The following is a 23,043-nucleotide window of genomic DNA, read 5'->3' on the forward strand; positions in this document are numbered from 1 at the left end:
GAAAAAACCAATGAACACTTTTAAGACCTATCAAAAAGTAAATGCCAAAGAGGACAAGGTAAGCTTTGCCGTATCTAGAATGGAAGATCTATATGCAAAGCATAAGGGAAAGGTAGACGAACCGCACCGGCATAATTATTTTACGGTTTTGATTGTGAAAAAAGCAGAAGGACAACATAAAATCGACTTTAATACCTATACGTTATCGCCGCGGCAAATATATTTCGTTGCGCCAGGGCAGGTACACCAGGTGATAGAAAACGAGCAATCCTTTGGTTTTGTGATGACATTCTCCAACCAGTTTTTGGTAGAAAGTTCCATACCCCTATCGTTTATAGATAGTCTTAACCTTTTTCATAACTACGGACAAAGTCCGCCTTTACTTCCAGAACCAGATCAGTTCAACAATATTGAAAATTTCGCCAATAGTATTTTCGAACTGTACCACAGTACCGCTAACATGAAACAATTATCCATTGGTGCCTTTTTAAAACTGCTGCTTATTGAATGTAATAATATCTGTGCCATAAATCCGGTAGCTTTCGAGGGAGATAGTTCTGCTGATAATCTCATCAGGGCTTTTAAAAAAGAGGTGGATAACAAGTACAAGAAAGAACATTCCACCACCTACTACGCAAATGAACTTCATATTACCCCGGACCATCTAAACCGGACAGTTAAGTCTAAAATTGGAAAGACAGCTAAAGAGTATATACAGGCAAGAATCATTACCGAGGCAAAAAGATTGCTCTATTTCACGGATGAGTCAAACAAGGAAATTGCTTACGAACTAGGTTTCAACGAACCTGGAAATTTTAGTGCGTTTTTTAAAAAACAGACACAATTATCCCCTTCCAACTTCAAGAAAAACGAGATTAGTGCCTAACTAGGGTTAGGATATCGGATTTTTATACGTTTACCCCTTTTTTTCATATTCCATAAGCTTCTGTTTCATCGCATCTTTGCACTGTAAAGAAAACGAAATGAAACGTAAGGACTTTTTAAAAAACGCATTGACAGGAAGTATGGCCGCTTTGCTCGGGGTTTCCGCCAAGGCCAAAACCATACAAAAACCTGAACCTGCGGAACATAAAAAATCGAACAGATCATTTGATACAAATCAGGTAGGTTATAATCACTTACCGAATAAAGAAACAAAAACTATGAATACAATACTTCACAAAGCAGACACAAGAGGAGACGCAAATCACGGTTGGTTACATTCCAAACACACCTTTAGCTTTGCCAATTACCACAACCCGGAACGTATGAATTTCGGCGTATTACGTGTATTGAACGATGACACCGTCTCGGAGAGCAGAGGTTTTGGAGCACACCCCCATAGGGATATGGAAATTGTTTCCATTCCATTGGAAGGCGACTTAAAACATCAGGATAATATGGGGAACGAAACCGTCATAAAATCCGGAGATATACAAGTAATGAGTGCCGGTACCGGGGTTATGCATTCGGAATATAATAATAGTCCCGAACATCCTGTAAAGTTTTTACAGATTTGGGTAATGCCCAACAAGCGGAACGTAACGCCTCGTTACGACCAAATTACCTTGAACACGGCAGATCGCAAAAACAAATTACAGCAGGTACTTTCGCCCAATGCGGATGATGACGGAGTATGGATACACCAAAATGCTTGGTTTAACATGACCAATCTCGATGACGGCAATGAAGTACAATACCACTTAAACGACACCGAAAACAACGGGGTTTACGCCTTTATTTTAAAAGGGAATGCCAGCATTAACGGCCAAGCCCTTAACGAAAGGGATGGTTTTGGCATTTGGGATGTAGAATCGCTGGACATAAAAGCGGATAGCGATACGGAAATCCTTTTGATGGAAGTGCCTATGCAATTGAACTAAACCCACTAAAGAGAAACAGAAATATAACAACAATTTTAATTATCAAATCATACATAAATAAGAAAGATATGGCAACAACAACATGGAACGTAGACGCGGCACATTCAGAAATAGGCTTTAAAGTAAAGCACATGATGATTTCTACCGTAAAAGGCGCTTTTGAAGATTTTAATGCCACCGTAACAGCGGAAAGCGATGACTTTACAAATGCAAAATTTGGGTTTACCGCTAAAATAGATGGCATTAATACAAGGAACAAGGATAGGGATGCACATTTAAAGTCGGAAGATTTTTTTAATGCCGATGCATATCCTGAAATGCGATTTACATCCAAGTCGTACGATGGGGAAACCCTTGTAGGTGATTTAACGATCAAGGATGTAACCAAAGAAGTGAGCTTGGATATGGATTTTAACGGGGTGGCGGTTGACCCATACGGACAGACCAAAGCAGGATTCGAAATTTCTGGAAAAGTTAACCGTAAGGATTTTGGTTTAACATGGAGTGCGGTTACCGAGGCTGGTAGCATCGTTGTAAGCGATACCATACAGATGGCAATTGACTTACAGTTCATAAAGGAGTCCTAAGTGATGATTCCAAGTTTTAGGCGGATGGTACCTCTTGGTTACTACCGACCAAAATAGATTAGCTGATAGCTAATAAAATAATAAAACGGTTTGGTTCGCTATCCAAACCGTTTCTTTATGCACTATTTTACCAGTAGTTAAAAAGAATAATTAATGCTATATGATATCCATTTTGGTCGTTATTGAACGGTAAAAAATGTCTTTTGTCGCCTACACCACAAATTTCCCTTGGCTCACAACAATAGTTTCTAAAATCTGGGACTTGGTAGTACTTTTACAGTGTAATAAAAACGAATTAATTTTTTTCATTTTCATATAGTGTTCTCGTAAAAGAGTCCGGTCCTCACAGATTGGACTCTTTTTAGTTTATGGAAATATTGGATTCCTAAGCGGACAACAGCGTAAAGACCACTTCCTTTCTGTTAGTGCAAATTCAACCTTTGTTTTGGTTTGTAAACGGCCAAAATGTAATGAACGCGATAGTTGAGGTGATTTTAGATATATTCGGTACGTAAAAAAATAAAATAGTATGATGTTTTTGCACACCTAACCGCTATTTTGAAAAAACGCGTAGTTTCTTGAAATGGGTTGTTTAAATAATTAAGTATTAAATTACTGTCAATTATGAAAACACAAATGCTTACCGAAAAAATTACAATTACTTTACACCTCGCTATCGGATTACAATTATCTTTAGACGAATAAAATACCAGGTATATGGTATCTAAATTAACATAAAATCAATTTTAACCGTTTGTATTTATACAGGACAAAACGGTAACAGAACATTCATAAAATGAAACAATTAAAAACCAGTACTTTAGGGATAGTATTCCTATTATTCTTTAATCTGCTTTTAGCCCAAGAAGAAGAAAAAAAAGAGTTGGCCAAACTATCCTTTTTAATGGGAAACTGGTCAGGCATTTCTAGCACTTTCAAGGCAAACGATACTACTAGTGTAAAAGTAAGGGAAAGTGTAAACTACATCATGAACGGAAATATAATAACTCTAGATGTGGTATCTGCAAATATCGAATTACATACACTCATTACCTATAGTAAAAAGGATACCTGTTATTATTACCAGCCCTATAGCAAAACTGGTGGAGGCAAGTACAAGGGAAAATTAGAAGATGGTAGATTTATAGTCTATTTTAATCCCGAGAATAGATTGATTTTTGAAAAAACGGATAATGGGGAGTTTCACGAATATGGTGAATCTTTTAAGGATGGAAAATGGAAGAAGTACTTTGAGGATATTCTCCTACCCGCTGCCGTAGCCAATGAAAATCAAATAAAAGCTGAAAAAATCACTAAGGAATATATTGATCCCATTACAGCCTTAACCAATGTTGTATCCGTTGAACACGAAAATTTTAAAACGATATATATAGCTGGTCAGGTTGGTACCGGAAACACTAAAGAGGAACAGCTAGAGACCGCTTACAAAGCAATTGAGAAAAGATTGGCACAGGCGGGAGCCACCTTTGCCGATTTGGTAGACATGAAAATTTATATTGTAGATTATGATCCGGATAAGGATTTAGATATGTTTTTTAGGGTTCGTAAAAAACTTTATGGGGACATGAAAATGCCTCCAAATGTATTTATTGGAATTTCTTCTCTTTACAGTAGGGAGAAAAAAATTGAATTGTCAGGAACAGCTGTTCTTGTTAAATGAAAGCAATACCACGTTATTAAGTACTGTATATAATGAAAAATATCACAAAAATTTACAGGGGTCATTTTTTTATACTGGTACTCGCCACGTTGTCCAATACAGTCTTTGGTCAAGAAACTGGGGACAAACAGTTTAAAAAACAAAAAATTTGAGGTGAACCTAATTGGACTTACTCGGAGGCAGTAAAAATTTCCGACTATTCTGAATTATTATTTATAAGCGGTCAAATTCCGGTGACTGCTGATGATAAGGTGCCTGACGATATTAAAGAACAATGTGAAATAGCTTGGTCTAATGTTGAAAAACAATTAGCAAAAGCCGGGATGACTGCAGAAAACCTTATAAAGGTTACCTTTTTTGTGTCGGATAGAATGTATTTAAGCGAAATGGCTCAATATAGAAACAGAAAATTGTTAGACATAAAACTTGCTATGACAATCATAATAACAGGTATTTATAATGAAAATTGGTTACTGGAAATTGAGGGGGTTGCTGCAAAATAAGGATACTGTCGAAAATTTCTCCTGTCTCCAACACTCTTTTTTTTCCTGCCTATCATAAGCGAATCTCCTTTTTTAGTGGGTTACGGTAGCTTATCGGGGCAAGGATTTATTATCGGCCTATTTCGATGCTATGAACCATCCACGAAACAAGCAAACCGTGCACAATTAATTCTTAAATGTAAATAAATCAAATCCACTAGTATAACCATAACTTGGATATTATGCGGAATACGTATCTGGCACTTGAAAGCTCATTATACATACATGCTAGGGCAACCAATTATCGGTGCCAAAATTGGGTTTCCGCTTTTCCAAGAAGGCGTTCCTACCCTCTTTGGCTTCTTCCGTCATATAGGCCAGACGCGTAGCCTCTCCTGCAAACACTTGCTGCCCTACCATACCGTCATCGGTTAGGTTCATGGCGAACTTTAGCATTTTTATGGAGGTTGGGGATTTTTCCAATACTTCCCGTGCCCATTGGAAAGCGGTGTCTTCCAATTCGTCATGCGATATCACGGCGTTGACCATACCCATCTCAAAGGCTTCCTGTGCGGAATAATTACGCCCTAAAAAGAAAATTTCACGTGCTTTTTTCTGTCCTACCATTTTTGCCAAATAGGCAGATCCGTAACCACCGTCAAAACTGGTTACATCGGCATCGGTCTGTTTAAAGATCGCATGTTCCTTGCTCGCCAAGGTCATGTCGCAAACTACGTGCAGACTATGTCCACCACCAACGGCCCAACCGGGAACAACCGCGATGACGACTTTGGGCATAAAACGAATCATTCGTTGCACCTCTAAGATATTTAAACGATGTTGGCCATCTTGACCAACGTATCCCTTCTCTCCCCTAGCCTTTTGGTCCCCACCACTGCAGAAAGACCAAATACCGTCTTTTGTAGAAGGCCCCTCAGCGGATAACAATACCACTCCGATGGAAGTGTCTTCTTGTGCATCATAAAATGCTTTGATCAATTCACTTGTGGTATTGGGTCTAAAGGCATTTCGCACATTGGGCCTATTGAAAGCTATACGGGCGACCCCATCACATTTCTTATAGGTGATATCCTCAAATTCAATCGCTGTTTTCCAGTTTGGACTTCTCATAGTATTATTTTTAATTTGGCATTATTACTTTCCTATACTGCCCAACTCAATTCCCTCGGAATAGGCTACCCGAATATTATTTTCGTGAAACGCGTGCTTTACCGCCCTATGTGCCTCAAATGTAGCCTCCCAGTAATTATCCGGTAATACATAGGGCCGTATTGCTAGTATGATATTGTGACTATCGAAATTTTCGATTCCTATTTCGGCAGGTGGATCGTTCAGGACCAAGGGAGTGTTCGCCAAGGCCTTCGTAATCATTTCCTGTACCTTGGGGAAATCCTCGGCATAGGGAATGTGTGCATTAAGCTCTAAGCGCACCAAGCCTTTTTTAGAAAAGTTGGTGACTACACCATCCGTGATCTTGGCATTGGGGACAATGAGCGTTTTGTTTCCGGGCGTAATCAGTATCGTGTTGAAAATGCCAATTTCCTCCACCTTTCCGAATTTATCATCGACTTGTATCCAATCGTGTACCTTGTAAGGCTTTAGAAATAGAATCAAGATACCAGAGGCAAAATTCCCCAAGCTCCCCTGTAGTGATAGTCCGATCGCAAAACCCATGGCAGCAACGATGGTCACCAACCCGGAAAGCTCTACGCCTATAATGGATACAGCGATCAATACCAATATAATCTTAAGTACTGTGGCGACCAACGAAATGATAAAAGGCCGCATTGTATCCGAAATATGTAGCCGCTCTAAACTTTTGGACAATAAGCGATCCAGCTTTTTAAGTAGTTTAAATCCGATCCATAACACCAAAATTGCTGCAAATACCCTTGGTGCAAAAGAAATAACATTGTCTATTATAAGCTGTGTGTAGTGTTCAACTTTATCCATGGCCAGTGTACTTAGTGTGGTGCAAAAATAAGGCACTAAATCGAATTAAAATAAAAAACCCCGTAATCCATTAGCCTACGGGGCAATTATTTATGCATTCTTGCTTATGACATATAGCGGCTTTTTGGAACAACTATTTGAACCGTTGCCATTTCCCCGCCCAACACCTTTTAATGACCTTCTGAAAACTTCAGGTTTCCATGGTTATTCTCCAGTGACCCTAAAGATCCATGTTTTTTCTTGATACTTCCCGTCCAATTTGGATTCCCTAGCTTGTCGAGCATCTTTTATAGATGTGTAGCGACCCAGGTATACGTAGTTGTACTTATTGGCTTCCCTGTAGAAGGAACCAGCGTTTATACCTCGTTTTTTCATATCGGCCATAAAGGCATCAAAATAACGTTTGGTTCCAAAAACATTGGCAATAAGGTAATAGCCCGGAGCTAAATTCCCCTCCTTGGTTACCTCTTCGTAACGTTCGCCCGCTTTTGGCTTTACGACTTCGTTCTTTAAGGCCAAACGCTCAGCTTCTGCTTTTGCCTCGGCTACTGCTGCTATGGAATCTTGTTGTCGCTTTAAATTCTGGGCAATGGCCTCTTCACGTGCTTTGGTAACCGCTGCTATGGAATCTTGTCGCTGCTGTTTTTTTAACGCGATCATTTCTTGGTATGCCAGGGCTTCATTTGCCCTAGCAATAGAATCCGCTCGGCGTTTAAGCTCACGTTTGGATACCTTGGTCGCCACATCTGAATTTTTGGACGATTGCCGCACGGAATCCTTGTACTTCCTCGCTTTTTCTTTATCCAGTCGTTCTTGCGCCTTTAGTTCTTGTTCGGTAAGTTGATCGGAAATTTTAACGGCCTCTTTTAACGAATCCTCTTTAACCTGTTCTGCCAAAAGTTCCTTTTCTTTTTCTAAGAGGGCTTCTTTCTCTTGCTCAGCTAAAAGTTCTTTTTCTTTCACAGCTAAGAGCTCTTTCTCTTGCTCTGCCAAAAGTTCCCTTTCTTCCTTCGCTAAACGCTCTTTCTCTTGTGCAGCTAGTAATTCTTCCTGCGGTGCCTCTGGTTTGGTCTTACTATCAAACCGGTACGATGTTACCAGTTCAAAGGTTGGGTCGGTTCCACTTAACTCGGGACTCGTGCCAAATTCAACTAAGGCCCCAAACGAGAAGCGTTTAAAGAACCGTCCTCCGGCCCCTCCGGAAATGCCGTAGAAGGAATTGTAACCCGCTTGCGCCCAAAATTTTTCATTGCTTAGTATAGAATTGAAGCCAAACTGCGTGTCGAATCCTGGAATAGATTTAAAATAAACCGCGGGACGTAAATAAGATTTTCCATCTGTATTAAACATTTCCATTGGAATATCATAACTAGCCATTCCAAAGAACATTCTATCGGACGGACTGGTATTGCGCTGATTTGTACCTAAATTATAGTCGAACATGTTCTCGGACACAAAACCGATATTAAATTTATCAACTCTCAGATTTAATCCGGGAGCCATTTGCAACACCATGTCATTTTCAGGTGTTCTTTGTATGGGGTTGGGTTGAAAAAATCGGTCATCTGCCAATTTTTGCTGGAATACAAAAAAGTTAAGCCCTATGCCCAGTCTCACTTTTGGGCTAAAATCTATAGCATAAGCATAATTGAGCGCTCCACCGGTATTAATAAAAACGCCTGTGTTATTTTGAAAAAATGCGCCTCCAAGAGCCGATTCACCGTTTAGTTTATGCGTATAATTGAAGAAGACGGATGTGGGATCCGCATCGAAGGTCTGCCATTGCCATCGTGCCCATAGGGCCGCAGAAGTGGGGTTGTTACGGTCTATGGCATAGGCCGGATTTAAAAGACTGGAGTTGTATTCCGTAATGTTTTGCTGCCTAAAATCGTTGGGTAAAGGCGTGTTTTGTCCATGAAGACCAAAAACTACAAAACCAATAAGAAGTGCCCCACAAAAATTTTTCATATGCAAAAAAACAAAAAATAGACTATTGAACGTACTATTTTCCAGTATTTTTAGTTTTATATCTACCAAACAATAGTACAACAATGAAATTTCTAAAACTAATGCTACTTACAGGATTTATTTTCTTACAATCCTGTAAGGAAGAGCAACCTGTTACCATCATAAAGGCGGATAGCGGAATTACAACCTTCTACCTCATTCGCCATGCGGAAAAAGATAGAACTAACCCGGACGATGTTGACCCTGAACTAAACCAAAAAGGATTGGGACGCGCCATGCATTGGGCCGAAGTGCTTAAAGATGCAAATATTGATGCCATTTATTCTACAGACTACTTTAGAACTTCGATGACGGCAGCACCTATATCGGTAAAAAACAACATAGACGTTCAATACTACGACCCAAGAACTTTGAATATAGATCAGTTAAAAACCGATAATCTAAATAAAAATATTTTGATAGTTGGCCATAGCAATACAACGCCACAAATGGTGAATATGCTTTTGGGCGAAGAGAAGTACGAAGCCTTGGACGACAGCGAAAACGGTGCGCTATTTATTGTGAAAATCGTAAATAATGTTGCTACCGATTCTAAACTGACCTTTAATTGTAATTGCCCGGATTAACGCTTATATCCTCTAACTTAATTTCGGATAGCAGGTTTAGCGCATTCGATTCGTACAGTTCGTCTATGTCATGAATAGATCTGTCCAGTTGCGTGTTCTTATAATTTTGGTAATCTACAAACCGTATACCGCCTACTACTCTTTCGTTAAAGGCTTTTCTAAACCGCTGCCCCCCGCCATCTACTTGAAATTCATAGGCCAAATAATCTGGATTAAAAGTTTTTGAATTGAACCAGTAAACATAAACATCATCAAAATCATCCCCACCACCCTCTTGGTCGAATGTAATTTCTACTTTGTAATATTCCTTCTCGTTCAAACGCACTTTCCCTAAATACTTTTTGTTTACCGCCGCATCGTTTAAACCATACGGTAAATAAGCGAAATAATGTACCGAGTTTACCGAATTTGAGTAAACATTGGCTAAGGAATCGGAAAGGACAACAAGGCTATCGTTTACATAGCGCTTAAAGTCTTTTGGTGTCCTCACATCTTTGATATGAGCACTGTCTTTTTGAAAACTACGTGTAAGGACCCTATTGTTTCCAAAACCTGATGCCGTATATACCATATCGCGAAAGCGAAAAGAAATATCGCTTGCACGGTAATTCTCCCCGCCAGAAACCAAAATACTTCTATCAACGATTTCCTGTGCCGTAGGTTCCTTCGTTTTTTCATTGCATGCCGTTATCAATAGCAATGCAAGCAACCAATACCCTTTGTTCATTTGTTTCCTTTTATTTTCTATTTAAAAACTTGGTAATATCAATAAACTAGTTGAATCTATTGTTAAGATAACCATTTTGGCACCTATTTTTATACTTATTCGTAAATACACTAGTTTCATTACAAATGAAGCACTTTAATTCGTTGCAAAAGTAAAGTGGATTATTTAATTGTGCTTATTTTTGTAGTGTATGCAGAAGAACATCAATATAAAAAATAAAAAAGCAAGGTTCGAGTACGAACTGTTGGACAAATATACGGCCGGTATCGTTTTGGGCGGTACCGAAATTAAGTCCCTGAGGTATGGTAGGGCCTCTATTTCGGAAAGTTTTTGTGAATTTAACGACCGTGGTGAGCTTTTTGTCATCAACATGCAGATCGATGAATATTCCCATGCATCCCATTACAATCATAAACCCAAAGCCCAGCGAAAACTATTATTGCAAAAAAGGGAACTAAAAAAATTGCAAAAACAAGTAGTGGCATCCGGGTTGACCATTGTGCCTTTGACGCTCTTTATAAACGACCGTGGACTGGCAAAAATACAGATAGCGTTGGCCAAGGGCAAGAAACTCTATGACAAGCGAGAAACCATGAAAGACCGCGACAATAAACGGGATTTAGCGCGGATTAAAAAGAGTTTCAATAATTAGGGAGCTCTAGTTTTTATCTTCCAATAAGGGCACGAATTTAAAGGAACCAAATTCCTCTTTCGTAAACTCCTTTTCCGTGGTTCTCACATAAAGGGTCATAATCTGCTCCTCGAATCCAACAGGAATAACCAACCTCCCACCTACTTTTAACTGCGATAATAAGGCCTTTGGTACTTCTGGCGCTCCAGCGGTTACAATTATCCTATCAAAGGGAGCATCTTTAGGTAGGCCTTTGTATCCATCGCCAAAAATAGTTTTCTTTGGTCGATAGCCCATTTTCTTAAAGAAAAGACTTGTTTTTTTAAAGAGTTCCAACTGTCTTTCTATCGTAAAAACCTTAGCCCTACATTTTAATAGCACCGCTGTTTGATAACCACTGCCAGTGCCAATCTCCAAGACGTGCATGCTTGGTTTCAATTCCAATAATTGCGTTTGAAAAGCTACTGTATAGGGCTGGGAAATGGTCTGGTTAGCGGCAATGGGAAATGCTTTATCCTGGTAAGCATGTCCCTCAAAACTGCTATCCATGAACAAATGCCTTGGAATATCGCGGATGGCATCCAGTACCTTGGCGTCCGTTATTCCCTTTTCTATCAATAGCTGCGCTAATTGGTTGCGCATTCCCCTGTGTTTTAAGGTGTCTTTCAATCGTAGTTGGTTTGGAATTCAAATGTAGCAAAGTTCCCGGTACGAATGAAACACTATAAAAAAAAGGTGGGCAATTAATTCGAATTTTGCTAAGGGCGTTCCTCTTAACTTCCAAACTATGCGTATTTTTGAAAAAAAAGAGAATCATGTTGAAAGCAGGTGTTTTAGGAGCGGGTCATCTAGGAAAAATCCATTTGAGATTGCTCCAAGAATCCAACAAATATGAATTGATAGGATTTTACGACGCGGACATCATCAATGGTAAAAAAGTAGCTTCGGAATTTGGATATACCTACTTTGATAATATGAACGAGTTGATCGCTTCCGTTGACGTAGTAGATATTGTAACACCAACACTTTCCCATTACGAATGCGCCAAAAAGGCAATGGAGCATGGAAAACATATATTCATAGAAAAACCGATCACCAACACCTTGGCGGAAGCCGAAGAACTCTTGGTTCTAGAAGACAAATTCGGCATAATGGGTCAAGTAGGACATGTGGAACGATTTAATCCCGCTTTTACCGCTGTAAAACATGCCATCCAAGAACCCATGTTCATTGAAACGCACCGGTTAGCGGAGTTTAATCCAAGAGGTACCGATGTGCCAGTGGTCTTGGATTTAATGATTCATGATATCGATGCTATCCTAAGCGTGGTAAACTCAAAAGTTAAACAGATAAACGCCAGTGGTGTTTCCGTTATTAGTCAATCTCCGGATATCGCAAACGCACGATTAGAGTTTGAAAATGGTTGTGTTGCGAACCTAACGGCAAGCAGAATTTCCTTAAAAAACATGCGTAAGTCCCGCTTTTTCCAAAAGGATGCCTACATATCGGTCGATTTTTTGGAGAAAAAGGTAGAGGTGGTAAAAATGAAGGATGCACCGGAAAATCCTGGTGATTTTGATATGGTGCTGCAAAATGCGGAAGGTGTCAAAAAACAGATTTATTTTGAAAACCCAACGATAGCGGCCAATAATGCCATTTTAGATGAATTGGAGGCTTTTGCCGATGCCATAAACAATAAGACTACGCCTATAGTCTCACTCAAACAAGGAACGGAAGCCTTGAAAGTAGCTTTACAGATTATAGCTTCATTTGAGGACAACAAAGTACAGGTATAAAAGTTTTCCCGTGTACCGACGAATACTACAGAATTACGGGGAATAGTTGAAAACTAAAGATTCCCCTGTTAAGATAAAAAGACGGATAAAATGAAAAAAATAGCGGTAATAGGTGCTGGCACCATGGGAAATGGTATTGCACATGTTTTTGCGCAAACCGGTTTTACAGTGCGCTTGATCGATGTTTCACAAGTAAGTCTGGATAAAGGATTCGCTACCATTTCCAAAAATTTGGACAGAATGGTTGTCAAAGAAAAAATATCGGAAAGTGATAAGGCTTCTACGCTTGGTAATATCAAGCTGTTTTCCAATTTAAAAGAAGGTGTGGCCCAGGCCGACTTGGTTGTGGAGGCCGCCACGGAGAATATCGACCTAAAACTGAAAATCTTTAAGGATTTAGATACGCTTTGTGAGGCCGGAACAATCTTAGCTACCAATACATCCTCCATATCCATAACGCAGATAGCCGCGGCAACATCAAGACCGGAAAAAGTAATTGGTATGCATTTTATGAATCCTGTGCCCATAATGCAGTTGGTAGAAATTATACGCGGGTACAGTACCTCTGATGAAACAACGACTACGGTTATGGAACTTGCTAAAACCTTGGGAAAAACCCCGACCGAGGTTAACGATTACCCTGGTTTTGTGGCCAACCGTATTCTCATGCCTATGATCAACGAAGCCATAGAAACCCTGCAACACGGGGTAGCAGGTGTCACAGAAATAGATACCGTTATGAAATTAGGTATGGCACACCCCATGGGACCATTACAGTTAGCCGATTTTATTGGTCTGGATGTTTGTCTCTCTATTTTAAACGTAATGTACAATGGTTTCAAAAATCCAAAATATGCACCGTCTCCCCTATTGGTAAATATGGTCATGGCCGGTAAGCTGGGCGTAAAATCCCGAGAAGGTTTTTATGATTACAGCGAACATAAAAAAGCCGAAATAGTGTCCACGCAGTTTTTAAAGGGATAATGAAAAACGTGCGCCACCGTTCACGGGCATATAGGAATCAAATTATTAACGAGTAGATTCAAATAATTACATGTCGATACAAAAAAACTTAGCGAACATTCAGCAATCCATTCCCCACCATGTAACCCTGGTAGCGGTATCCAAAACCAAACCCGTTTCAGATCTGCTTGAAGCTTATCGAGCAGGGCAACGCATCTTTGGAGAAAATAAAATTCAGGAAATGACCCAGAAATGGGAAGAAATGCCCAAGGACATCCAATGGCACATGATTGGTCATGTACAACGTAACAAGGTAAAGTATATGGCAGAATATGTAGCACTGGTTCATGGCGTAGATAGTTTAAAACTCCTTAAGGAAATAGACAAGCAAGCGAAGAAATACGACCGTACTATCCCCTGCTTACTTCAGGTGCATATTGCAGAGGAAGACACGAAATTTGGTTTTGATAGGGAAGAGTTGCTGTTACTTATTGAAAATCCCGAATTCTTAGGATTAAAAAATGTGCGCGTTAAGGGACTTATGGGAATGGCCACCTTTACAAATGATCAAGACCAGGTAAGAAGGGAATTTAAAACCATAAAGCAGCTATATGCCGTTATAAATACCAAAATATCAACTGTGGATACCCTCTCGATAGGAATGAGTGGGGATTACCACATAGCCATAGAAGAAGGTAGTACGATGGTACGTATAGGAAGTAGTATCTTTGGTGCAAGAAATTAGATTGATTATGTTAATCGGCCGGTCGGTTTAAAGAGAATAATAGCCAAAAATCAAAATGTACGCAATTTTAGATATTGAAACAACAGGAGGAAAGTACAATGAGGAAGGTATCACGGAAATTGCTATACATAAATTTGATGGGCACCACGTAGTGGACACCTTTATTAGTCTGGTAAATCCTGAAAAAGAGATTCAGCCTTTTGTTGTGAATCTTACAGGAATCAATAATAAAATGTTACGTACCGCACCTAAATTTCACGAGGTGGCCAAACGCATTGTGGAGATCACCCAAGACGCGGTACTAGTAGCCCATAACGCGCAGTTCGATTATCGAATTTTAAGAACGGAATTTAGACGTTTAGGCTATAACTACCAACGTAAGACCCTTTGCACGGTAGACCTTTCCAAAACCTTGCTGCCAGATGCCGAGTCCTATAGTCTAGGTAAATTGGTGCGATCTTTGGGTATTCCCGTAACCGATAGGCATAGGGCAAACGGCGATGCGCTGGCAACGATTAAATTATTTCAGCTCTTGCTGGCAAAGGATAGTGAGAAAATAATTATACAGGACGTTATTAGAAAAGAGGCGCATGGCGAACTTTCCGAGAAGCAACTGGATATCGTGCAGCGCATGCCCAATGAAACCGGTGTATTTTATATGCATAATAAGGACGGGGATATCATTTACCTAAGTCGCAGTACCGATATCAAAAAACGGGTAAACCAGTTGTTTACCAAAAGTGGTAATCGGTCTAGAAAATTGGTAAAAGAGACAAAAAAAGTTACGTTCGAACGTACCGGCAGCGAACTCATCGCATTACTAAAAGAGCACCAAGAACTCAATAAAAACAAACCTAAATACAACTCATTGCCCAAAAAGAGAATGTTCTCCCATACCTTATGCTCTAAAATAAACGAAGGTGGGTATATAGAATTAAGGGTGCAACCCTTGTCCGATTGTAAAAGGCCTAGCGGTACCTTCAACGGAGTTTTTAGTGCACAAAATCACTTACACAAAATCACCAAGGAATTTACCCTTTGCGATAAATTGAACGGAATAAGCGAGGCCAGAAAAAACTGTGCGGCTTATGACGATAATGAATGTCACGGAGCCTGCATCCAAAAGGAAGTTTCGGAAACCTATAACCTTCGCGTTGCAGATGCGCTGGCAAAATATACCTTAAAGGGGAAAGATGTACTTTTAATCGATACGGGTCGAAAAATAGGTGAAAACAGTGTTATTTTAATTAAAAAGGGGGCTTTAGTAGGCTTAGGCTACTATGATCTAAACCATCAAATAAATAATATGTCTATCTTAGAAACGTTGATTACACCTATGAACGGAACCGTTAACGCTAATTTTATTATAGAATCCTATCTAAGAAAGAAACGTATTTTAAAAACAATTCCTATTAACGCGTAAAATTGAAACAAGAAACATCCAAACTTGGCTGGCGGGAAAAGCTACATGAGATTATTTATGAAGCCGATACCCCTATGGGGAAATGGTTTGATCTTATCCTAATCATATTAATCCTGCTAAGTGTTGTTTTGATTATGCTGGAAAGTGTAAAAGAAATCGACGTAAAATACCATAGGGAATTATTGTTTCTAGAATGGGTTGTAACCATTTTTTTTACCATAGAATATATAGCTCGAATTATTTCTATACGTAAGCCTTTTAAGTACATATTCAGTTTTTACGGTGTTATTGATTTTATTTCCACAATTCCGCTTTACCTGTCCTATTTGTTCGCTGGTTCCCAAGTATTATTGGCCTTTAGAATATTTAGGATGCTCCGTATTTTCAGAATATTAAAATTGGTAAAATTTATTGGTGAAGCCTCGCAGTTAAAACAGGCGTTGAAGGCTAGCAGGACAAAAATCGTTGTATTTATTTATGTAGTCCTTATACTTTCGGTTATAATGGGTACGATCATGTATTTAATAGAAAGTGAAGAGGCTGGTTTTACAAGTATCCCTAGAAGTATTTATTGGACTATAGTAACGTTGACAACAGTAGGTTATGGTGATATTGCGCCTGAAACCAATTTAGGTCAGTTCATTGCAACTATAATCATGGTTTTGGGGTATGGCATTATCGCAGTTCCTACTGGTATCGTTAGCGCGGAGTTTGCAGCAGGACAAGGCACTGCAGAGGAAAAGAAAAAAGATGGGTCCATAAGCGCTGGGACAAATAAGCATGGCATACACTTGAATACACAATGTTGTACCTATTGCTCCAAAGAAGGTCATAGGGATGATGCCGTACATTGTTATAACTGTGGTAATTTATTACATGAGTAAGCTCCTTATTTCCGTAGTAGGGCCTACGGCCATAGGTAAAACCAAGTTAGCAATTTCGCTAGCGCAACATTACCGGACCGAAATCCTATCTGCAGATTCGAGACAGTTTTTCAAAGAAATGACTATCGGAACCGCGGTACCCTCGCTAGCAGAGCTAAGTGCGGCAAAGCATCATTTTATACAACACAAAAGCATAAAGGATGCCTTTTCAGTGGGAGATTTTGAGAGGGATGGCATAGCCTTGCTGAATCACCTTTTCAAGAACCAAAGTATTGTTATTATGGTCGGTGGCAGCGGTTTATATGTTGATGCAATAACGAAAGGTATGGATAAATTCCCGATCGTAGATTCGGAAATACGGGAACAACTTAACCAAGAATTTAAGGAATCCGGTATCGTATCACTTCAAAAAAAACTTGAACAACTAGACGGTAGTTATTATAAAACGGTAGACCTAAACAACCCCCATAGGCTAATACGTGCCTTAGAAATATGTCTTGGTACGGGAAAACCATATACGAGCTTTTTAAACAAACCGAAGAAAGCGCGCGATTTTAAAACGATAACCGTAGGCCTAAAAGCGGATAGACCACATATATACGATGCAATAAACCGAAGGGTCGATACTATGATGGCCCTAGGTTTGGAAGAGGAAGCAAAAGCATTGTTCCCAAATAGGGCGCTTAACGCTTTGCAGACGGTTGGGTACAAAGAACTTTTTACGTATTTTGATGGTATTTGGAGTTATGAAACGGCTGTATCCGAAATAAAGAAAAATACCAGACGCTTTGCAAAGCGGCAGCTTACATGGTTCAAGAAAAATGAACAGATCTTATGGGTGGATAGTAACACAAATCGTGAACATCAATTAGAAAGTATAGCAGAACATGTAAACCAGGCCGTAGCGTTCTCGTAAGGATTTTGAAAGAACATCTGTTACAACTTTTGGTAGGCCCTGAAGAAATACGCGGACGATAGTCGGGCTTAACTCTGGATTATGGAATTTAAACATAGCATGAACAGACCTAAGACTATATACGTTATGGGAGTTTCCGGTAGCGGAAAATCTACCGTAGGTAGCCTTTTGGCCGAACGTTTAGGTTACGCATTTTTTGACGGTGACGACTTTCATCCAAAATCCAATATAATCAAAATGTCCCGGGGAGAGGCATTAAACGATACCGACCGCCAAGGTTGGTTGGAACGCCTTAACCAGATTGCCAAGGAGCATGAGGAAACAGGCGCTGTAATTGTATGCTCCGCATTAAAGGAAACGTATAGGAAACAGCTTAAAAAAGGCTTGGAGAACGGTTTTGAGCTATTATATTTAAAGGGAAATATTGATGCCATTAGAGAACGTCTTTTGAGCCGAAAAGGTCATTTTATGCCCCTAGAATTATTACAATCCCAATTTGATACTTTAGAAGAACCTTCAAACGCTATTATAATATCGATACTAAAGAATCCGGAACAAATTGTAAACGAGTTCATGGAAAGGGTATTTTTTTAAAGCGACGGCTCCACCTAAAAAATTACCCTCCACAATATACAGTACAAAACGGAACTGAATTTACTTTTGTCCAAGGTAAAAACATTAGCATTGGTCTAAAAACAGAAAGACTCCGGCCAAACGGTTAACGAAGCGTAGTTACTCCCCCTCCGTTTTTACGACCAATCGGAAACCTTCTCCATGGATATTCAATATTTCAACCGTGTCGTCAACCTTCAAATATTTGCGCAATTTGGCGATATACACATCCATACTTCTGGAGGTAAAGTAATTGTCGTCTCTCCAAATTTTGGTCAAGGCCAGTTCCCGTGGCATTAAATCATTTTCATGAAGCGCCAATAAACGCAATAGTTCGTTTTCTTTTGGCGACAGTTTAATCGCCTCGGTATCCTTATATTTTAAGAATCTTAGTTTAGAATTTAAGTGAAAACCACCGATGGTGAATTCAAATTTTTTACTATCGGCCAAGCTATTGGAAGCTTTACGCTGAAGAATGGCCTTTAGCTTCATTAAAAGCACTTCGGAGTCAAAGGGCTTGTTCAAGTAATCATCCGCCCCTGCCTTATAGCCTTTAAGTACATCTTCCTTCATCGTTTTGGCCGTAAGAAAAACTATAGGCACGTTCTCGTTCTTTTCACGGATTTCCTTGGCTAAGGTGAAACCATCCTTATAGGGCATCATGACATCCAAAATACAAATGTCATAATTATCTTTCTTGAATTTCTCAAAGCCTTCCATTCCGTTCTTTGCCAACGTAACGTCAAAATCGTTCATTGACAAATAATCCTTAAGTACAATTCCAAAATTTGGATCGTCCTCTACTAAAAGTATTTTCTTGTTTACTGTTTCCATACTATTTTTTAAATTAAAGGTAGTTTTACGAAGAAAGTGCTTCCTTTTCCTTTTTCACTTTCTACGTAGACCTCCCCTTGGTGATCATCTACTATTTTCTTTACGTAGGCAAGACCTAAGCCGTGTCCCTTAACGTTGTGTACATCTCCGGTATGTTCTCTATAGAATTTTTCAAAAACCCTTTTTAGAACCGCTTTACTCATTCCGGATCCTTGGTCCTGCACCTTAATGATAATATAGTTTTTTACTTTTTCGGTGTACACGTCTATTTTTGGTGCCTCTTCGGAATATTTTATGGCATTGTCCAACATATTTACGATAACGTTGGTAAAGTGCATTTCGTTTGCCAAAACTTCGGACCGTTCGGACTCCAAATGCGTATGTATATAGCCTCCCCTATCTTTCGCAATCAATTCTACATGCGTAATGGCATCGTTTATTATGTCGTGCACATCTACCCTATCCTTACTAATATCCAATTGATTCCTTTCCAATTTAGAGATTCGCAATACATTTTCTACTTGGGCATGCATTCTTTTGTTCTCGTCCCTGATCATGGTAAGGTAGCGGTTCACCTTTTCCTGGTCTACTATAATCTTGGGATTTTTAATCGCCTCAACAGCTAAATTTATGGTTGCAATAGGTGTTTTAAACTCATGTGTCATGTTATTTATGAAATCCGTTTTTATCTCGGATATCTGCTTTTGCTTAATCAATTGATAAATAGCACCGGAATAAGCGATAACAATGATTAAGGTAAACAATAAGGACAACAATGCCATTCCCAAAATAGAACTGACCAAAAAACGCTTTTTCTCGGGAAAGGAAACCAAAAGGTCAAAATTGGAACTCCCTTCCATATCGGTGAACATGTGTGCCCTATAAATATTCTTTTCCGAGTACTTAAACTTCTTTGATTTCACCTTTGTTGGCAAACCATTGCTATAGATCCCATATTCAAAACTAATATCCAAACCTCTATTTTCCAGTTCCCGCTGCATAAGCAACTCTATTTCCTGTTTGGATACACGTTTATGTATGGGCTCTCTTTTGGCGTAGGTATTAAAAAGATCTTTTAGCGCTAGTTTGTCAAATTCGGACAGACCACCAATTTTTTCTACCCGCTGTTGCGGTGTTAACATAAAACTCTTCTTCCCGTCTAAATCATAATCCTCCTTAAAAATCGAAGTGGTACGTTTACTGGTAAAATTTTTTATAATGGTATCGCTACCATTGGGATTATCAAAGAACGTTGAGGAAATGCTATAGTCCTCCTCTAGTATACCATGTTCGTATAATAAGATTTCGTTGGAATTTACATCCCTATCAATAAAAAAGAAGTTTGTAAACTGTGTATCCACTAATTCCCCAACACTATCCCTTGCCTGTAGGTATCGATCAAAATAATTCTTGGTCTCACGTTCCGAGATCTTATCGGTTACGCTATTAAGCGCCTCCGATACCATGTTTGAAAACTGTTCTTCCTTGTCCTCGACCGATTTATTTATCCATAGACTTTGGACAACTATCAATCCGATGAGCGATGAACTCATCAATATAACCAAGATCACAAATAACCTCTTGTTCATTGAGTGTTAAAATTACAGATTTAGTATAAGGGAAAAGGCGGGTTTAACCTAAGCTTAACATAAATGTTAAAATGCCTTAGAACCTAGCAATATTCAAGGAGAGCGATGTTGAGCGCTTGAACTTTCCCCTTAATTTTATCTAGCTCAATATTCTCCAGCACATAATCGGCCAAAGGTAATTTTATAGCATCGTCCAACTGATTGTCCATCCGGTCCAAAACCTGTTGTCGCGTGCTTCCGTCCCTTTCCATTATCCGTTTTATACGAATATCCTTGGGTGCGGTAACCAAAACCGTCTTGTCATAATAGTCCTGCATTCCATTTTCGAACAGCAAGGCCGTTTCCTGTACCACATACGGATGATCTTTCTTTTTGGCCCATCTTAAAAAATGTTTCCGAACTGCTGGATGTACGATTCCGTTCAATTTTTCTAAAAGTGCCTTATCGTTGAATACCTTTTTAGCGATATAAGCCCTATTGAGCGTATCATCAACAAAGGCCTCTTCTCCTAGTAGTTGAACTATTTTTCTACGCAACACCTTTGAAGTGTTCATTAATCGCTTGGCCTCTATATCGGAGTTATAAACGGGCACCCCCAAGTCTTCCAATAATTTTCCAACCGTAGATTTACCGCTTCCTATGCCACCTGTGAGTCCTACCAACATCATTCCCGTCTTAATATAAATTCCACCTCATTGGTAACCAGTGTAGCCGTACTTAATTTATCCGGAAAGTTTTCCATAAGCAATGGGAGTTTATTATCCTTGGCAGACGCTATTTGGTTATAATCGGAAATAATCTTAAAATCATTCGGATTTAGATCCTTCAAGGCCTCAATAGTGCCTTGGCACAGCACTTTCACTTCATTGGGAAACATACGAACCTTTACACTGTCCGGAACATTCACCATAACCACTGGAACAGAAAGCACCTTCTCCGAAAAGCGAAGAACCCTACCGGAAATGATAACTGTGGGAGGTGCTAGGTTCGATTTTGTTAAATCCCTATGTAATACCAAAGCTTGTTCTTGAGAAAAGTCATTACTTACGTTTTCTAAGTTCATAAATGACGTTCTTATAGCGGTTATTGTATCTACCTCGCTTTTTGGACCTCTTAGCTTGACTGTTGGTGGCGCAACTGTTATAGGGCCGTTTAACATATAGTTCGTAGCCAATTCAACATTGGTTCTTGGAATAACCGGCACCTCTTTCACAATGAGTTCCATCAACGGAATGAAAAGGGTATCGTTATCCATTTGTAGTACCTCCATACTATTCGGCAATTGCCTTTCTATCTGTTTTCTGTATACTTTAGGTAAAATAAAATATCGATCACCTTTTACGCTTATGTTGGAAAGGTCTATTTGAACCTTACGTTTTCGTATTTCAAAACCTACAAACTGAAAACCTATGGCCCTTAGCCTTACATCTATTGCCTCCCTAGGAGTCTGGGTAAGTAAAAAGGCATCCGGTGTATTCACATATTCCAGTTCAAAGCTTGTATTGCTAACAAAAGACTGAGATAGATTGTTAATAAGCCAGGCAAGGGTAGAAAAAAGCAAAAAAAGCGAGAACACCTTTACTTTTCTCTTTTTTAATGCTGTTTTTATCCGTTCTACGATCAAAATCAAGAATTTGTTTTAAAAAATAACTTAGGAAAAATGTCTTGTGGCGCACTTTTTCTAAATGTAATATGTACGGTCGATTTTAAAAAACCATACCCGTACCCTAAGAATTGAATGCCCGTAGCAAATAATGCCAAAAGGGCAATCATAAAACTCCTTGTCTTTGCCAAGGCATCAACAAACAATATAAAGAAATAGATACCAAATAAGACCAATGGCCATAAAATACCTAGAAACGAAAAGCCAAGGGCCAAGATAAAGCCAAAACAGAACAAACTGGGAAACCAATAGGTAAGCTTAGCCGTTTGGGGATGCCATTTGTTCAAAATGGGACGTACCATTCCAAATTTATTTACTTGTACGTAAAATTTGTGCCAATCTATACGTCTTTTATGATATACGTAAGCCTCTGGGATCAATTTGGTAGTAAACCCTTTATTCCAAATACGGATGGTTAGATCAGGATCCTCCCCAGGATGAATATTTCCGTATCCGCCTACGGTGTTAAAAGTTTCTTTGGAAATACCCATATTGAAACTCCGCGGCTGAAATTTATTTATTGATTTTTTACTACCACGTATGCCACCAGTGGTGAAAAAAGAAGTCATCGCGTAGTTTATGGCCTTCTGGATATCCGAAAAAGAATCGTGAGCCGCATCCGGACCGCCATAACAATGCACAAATTCCTTTTCTAAACTTTTCTCTACCCGTTCCAAATATTCCGGTGGTAAAATACAGTCGGAATCCAAGACTATAAAATAGTTTCCCTTTGCCAACCGCATCCCGTAATTTCTGGAATCTCCTGGTCCCGAATTAGGTTTCTGAAAGTAAGAAATTTCCAAAATACCGTTGTATTCAGAACTAACGGAATCGGAAGGTATGGTGGAGCCATCCTCTACGATAACCACTTCAAAACGCTTGGTGTACGTCTGCTTACAAAGGCTTTCTAAAAGCTCCCTTATTTCTTCGGGCCTATTGTAAACAGGGATAATAAAAGAAAAAGATAATTGCATTTTTACTTTTATATCGGTTAATCAAAAACCTAGGTTCTGACCATCTAGGTATGCGTTTAAAAGTATTAATTTTGAACTCGCCTTC

Annotated in this window: 23 protein-coding genes and 1 pseudogene; 14 read left to right on the plus strand and 10 right to left on the minus strand. The window is 39.3% G+C overall.

Annotated elements, in window-relative coordinates:
* Positions 1–10 precede the first annotated feature (10 nt).
* From ACFQZJ_RS09275 to ACFQZJ_RS09295, 5 genes and pseudogenes are all read left to right on the plus strand, one after another.
* Positions 11–886 (plus strand): helix-turn-helix domain-containing protein, encoded by an 876-nt coding sequence (locus ACFQZJ_RS09275; RefSeq protein WP_379934087.1) that lies wholly within the window; start codon positions 11–13, stop codon positions 884–886.
* Between the two features lie 97 nt (positions 887–983).
* Positions 984–1,883 (plus strand): pirin family protein, encoded by a 900-nt coding sequence (locus ACFQZJ_RS09280; protein WP_379934088.1) that lies wholly within the window; start codon positions 984–986, stop codon positions 1,881–1,883.
* Between the two features lie 68 nt (positions 1,884–1,951).
* Positions 1,952–2,470, plus strand: a complete 519-nt coding sequence (locus ACFQZJ_RS09285; RefSeq protein WP_379934089.1) for a YceI family protein — start codon at positions 1,952–1,954, stop codon at positions 2,468–2,470.
* Between the two features lie 796 nt (positions 2,471–3,266).
* Positions 3,267–4,151, plus strand: a complete 885-nt coding sequence (locus tag ACFQZJ_RS09290; RefSeq protein WP_379934091.1) for a RidA family protein — start codon at positions 3,267–3,269, stop codon at positions 4,149–4,151.
* Between the two features lie 179 nt (positions 4,152–4,330).
* Positions 4,331–4,654 (plus strand): annotated as a pseudogene (locus tag ACFQZJ_RS09295) (RidA family protein); the annotation flags it as partial.
* 267 nt (positions 4,655–4,921) lie between these two features.
* Here the strand turns inward: ACFQZJ_RS09295 and ACFQZJ_RS09300 are convergent.
* The 3 genes from ACFQZJ_RS09300 to ACFQZJ_RS09310 all read right to left on the minus strand — a co-directional run bounded on the left by ACFQZJ_RS09300 (position 4,922) and on the right by ACFQZJ_RS09310 (position 8,575).
* Entirely contained in the window at positions 4,922–5,764 is an 843-nt protein-coding gene (locus ACFQZJ_RS09300; RefSeq protein ID WP_379934092.1) for a 1,4-dihydroxy-2-naphthoyl-CoA synthase, read from the minus strand.
* A gap of 24 nt (positions 5,765–5,788) precedes the next feature.
* Complete coding sequence (locus ACFQZJ_RS09305; RefSeq protein WP_379934093.1) at positions 5,789–6,607, minus strand: mechanosensitive ion channel family protein; 819 nt, start codon at positions 6,605–6,607, stop codon at positions 5,789–5,791.
* 204 nt (positions 6,608–6,811) lie between these two features.
* Positions 6,812–8,575, minus strand: coding sequence for a PorP/SprF family type IX secretion system membrane protein (locus ACFQZJ_RS09310; RefSeq protein ID WP_379934094.1), 1,764 nt, complete (start codon positions 8,573–8,575; stop codon positions 6,812–6,814).
* An 83-nt stretch (positions 8,576–8,658) separates the two neighbouring features.
* Here ACFQZJ_RS09310 and ACFQZJ_RS09315 point away from each other — a divergent pair, with 83 nt between their 5' ends.
* Positions 8,659–9,201: a SixA phosphatase family protein gene (locus tag ACFQZJ_RS09315; RefSeq protein WP_379934095.1), complete on the plus strand. Its 543-nt coding sequence runs from the start codon at positions 8,659–8,661 to the stop codon at positions 9,199–9,201.
* Here the strand turns inward: ACFQZJ_RS09315 and ACFQZJ_RS09320 are convergent.
* The gene (locus ACFQZJ_RS09320) at positions 9,179–9,928 is read right to left on the minus strand and encodes a DUF6503 family protein (protein WP_379934096.1); all 750 of its coding nucleotides are present in this window, start codon (positions 9,926–9,928) and stop codon (positions 9,179–9,181) included. The genes ACFQZJ_RS09315 and ACFQZJ_RS09320 overlap by 23 nt on opposite strands.
* 190 nt (positions 9,929–10,118) lie before the next feature.
* Between ACFQZJ_RS09320 and smpB the strand changes: the two genes are divergently transcribed.
* Positions 10,119–10,580: an SsrA-binding protein SmpB gene (gene smpB, locus ACFQZJ_RS09325; RefSeq protein WP_379934097.1), complete on the plus strand. Its 462-nt coding sequence runs from the start codon at positions 10,119–10,121 to the stop codon at positions 10,578–10,580.
* Positions 10,581–10,586: 6 nt separating this feature from the next.
* Here the strand turns inward: smpB and ACFQZJ_RS09330 are convergent, their stop codons facing one another.
* Complete coding sequence (locus ACFQZJ_RS09330) at positions 10,587–11,228, minus strand: protein-L-isoaspartate(D-aspartate) O-methyltransferase (RefSeq protein WP_379934098.1); 642 nt, start codon at positions 11,226–11,228, stop codon at positions 10,587–10,589.
* 146 nt (positions 11,229–11,374) lie between these two features.
* Here ACFQZJ_RS09330 and ACFQZJ_RS09335 point away from each other — a divergent pair, with 146 nt between their 5' ends.
* From ACFQZJ_RS09335 to ACFQZJ_RS09365, 7 genes are all read left to right on the plus strand, one after another.
* Complete coding sequence (locus tag ACFQZJ_RS09335; RefSeq protein ID WP_379934429.1) at positions 11,375–12,355, plus strand: Gfo/Idh/MocA family protein; 981 nt, start codon at positions 11,375–11,377, stop codon at positions 12,353–12,355.
* 90 nt (positions 12,356–12,445) lie between these two features.
* Complete coding sequence (locus tag ACFQZJ_RS09340; protein WP_379934099.1) at positions 12,446–13,339, plus strand: 3-hydroxyacyl-CoA dehydrogenase family protein; 894 nt, start codon at positions 12,446–12,448, stop codon at positions 13,337–13,339.
* A 70-nt stretch (positions 13,340–13,409) separates the two neighbouring features.
* On the plus strand, positions 13,410–14,063 hold the full coding sequence (locus tag ACFQZJ_RS09345) for a YggS family pyridoxal phosphate-dependent enzyme (protein WP_379934100.1): 654 nt from the start codon (positions 13,410–13,412) through the stop codon (positions 14,061–14,063).
* Positions 14,064–14,118: 55 nt separating this feature from the next.
* The gene (locus ACFQZJ_RS09350) at positions 14,119–15,486 is read left to right on the plus strand and encodes an exonuclease domain-containing protein (RefSeq protein ID WP_379934101.1); all 1,368 of its coding nucleotides are present in this window, start codon (positions 14,119–14,121) and stop codon (positions 15,484–15,486) included.
* A 74-nt stretch (positions 15,487–15,560) separates the two neighbouring features.
* A complete protein-coding gene (locus ACFQZJ_RS09355) occupies positions 15,561–16,370 on the plus strand; it encodes an ion transporter (protein WP_379934431.1) in 810 nt (269 codons plus the stop codon).
* On the plus strand, positions 16,363–17,286 hold the full coding sequence (miaA, locus tag ACFQZJ_RS09360) for a tRNA (adenosine(37)-N6)-dimethylallyltransferase MiaA (protein WP_379934102.1): 924 nt from the start codon (positions 16,363–16,365) through the stop codon (positions 17,284–17,286). The genes ACFQZJ_RS09355 and miaA overlap by 8 nt, the downstream gene beginning before the upstream one ends.
* Before the next feature lie 81 nt (positions 17,287–17,367).
* A complete protein-coding gene (locus ACFQZJ_RS09365) occupies positions 17,368–17,880 on the plus strand; it encodes a gluconokinase (protein WP_379934103.1) in 513 nt (170 codons plus the stop codon).
* Between the two features lie 138 nt (positions 17,881–18,018).
* On the opposite strand, the gene ACFQZJ_RS09370 is transcribed toward ACFQZJ_RS09365, so the two are convergent.
* From ACFQZJ_RS09370 to ACFQZJ_RS09390, 5 genes are all read right to left on the minus strand, one after another.
* Positions 18,019–18,732, minus strand: coding sequence for a response regulator transcription factor (locus ACFQZJ_RS09370; RefSeq protein WP_379934104.1), 714 nt, complete (start codon positions 18,730–18,732; stop codon positions 18,019–18,021).
* An 8-nt stretch (positions 18,733–18,740) separates the two neighbouring features.
* Positions 18,741–20,321 carry a sensor histidine kinase gene (locus ACFQZJ_RS09375; protein ID WP_379934105.1) on the minus strand — a complete coding sequence of 527 codons (1,581 nt, stop codon included), beginning with the start codon at positions 20,319–20,321 and terminating at the stop codon, positions 18,741–18,743.
* Between the two features lie 83 nt (positions 20,322–20,404).
* The gene (gene coaE / locus ACFQZJ_RS09380) at positions 20,405–20,989 is read right to left on the minus strand and encodes a dephospho-CoA kinase (protein ID WP_379934106.1); all 585 of its coding nucleotides are present in this window, start codon (positions 20,987–20,989) and stop codon (positions 20,405–20,407) included.
* A complete protein-coding gene (locus tag ACFQZJ_RS09385; RefSeq protein ID WP_379934107.1) occupies positions 20,986–21,951 on the minus strand; it encodes a CdaR family protein in 966 nt (321 codons plus the stop codon). Before ACFQZJ_RS09385 ends, coaE begins: the two co-directional genes overlap by 4 nt.
* The gene (locus ACFQZJ_RS09390; RefSeq protein WP_379934108.1) at positions 21,948–22,958 is read right to left on the minus strand and encodes a glycosyltransferase; all 1,011 of its coding nucleotides are present in this window, start codon (positions 22,956–22,958) and stop codon (positions 21,948–21,950) included. Before ACFQZJ_RS09390 ends, ACFQZJ_RS09385 begins: the two co-directional genes overlap by 4 nt.
* Positions 22,959–23,043: the final 85 nt, after the last annotated feature.

The sequence above is a fragment of the Maribacter chungangensis genome, from assembly GCF_042676845.1.
Taxonomy (GTDB): domain Bacteria; phylum Bacteroidota; class Bacteroidia; order Flavobacteriales; family Flavobacteriaceae; genus Maribacter; species Maribacter chungangensis.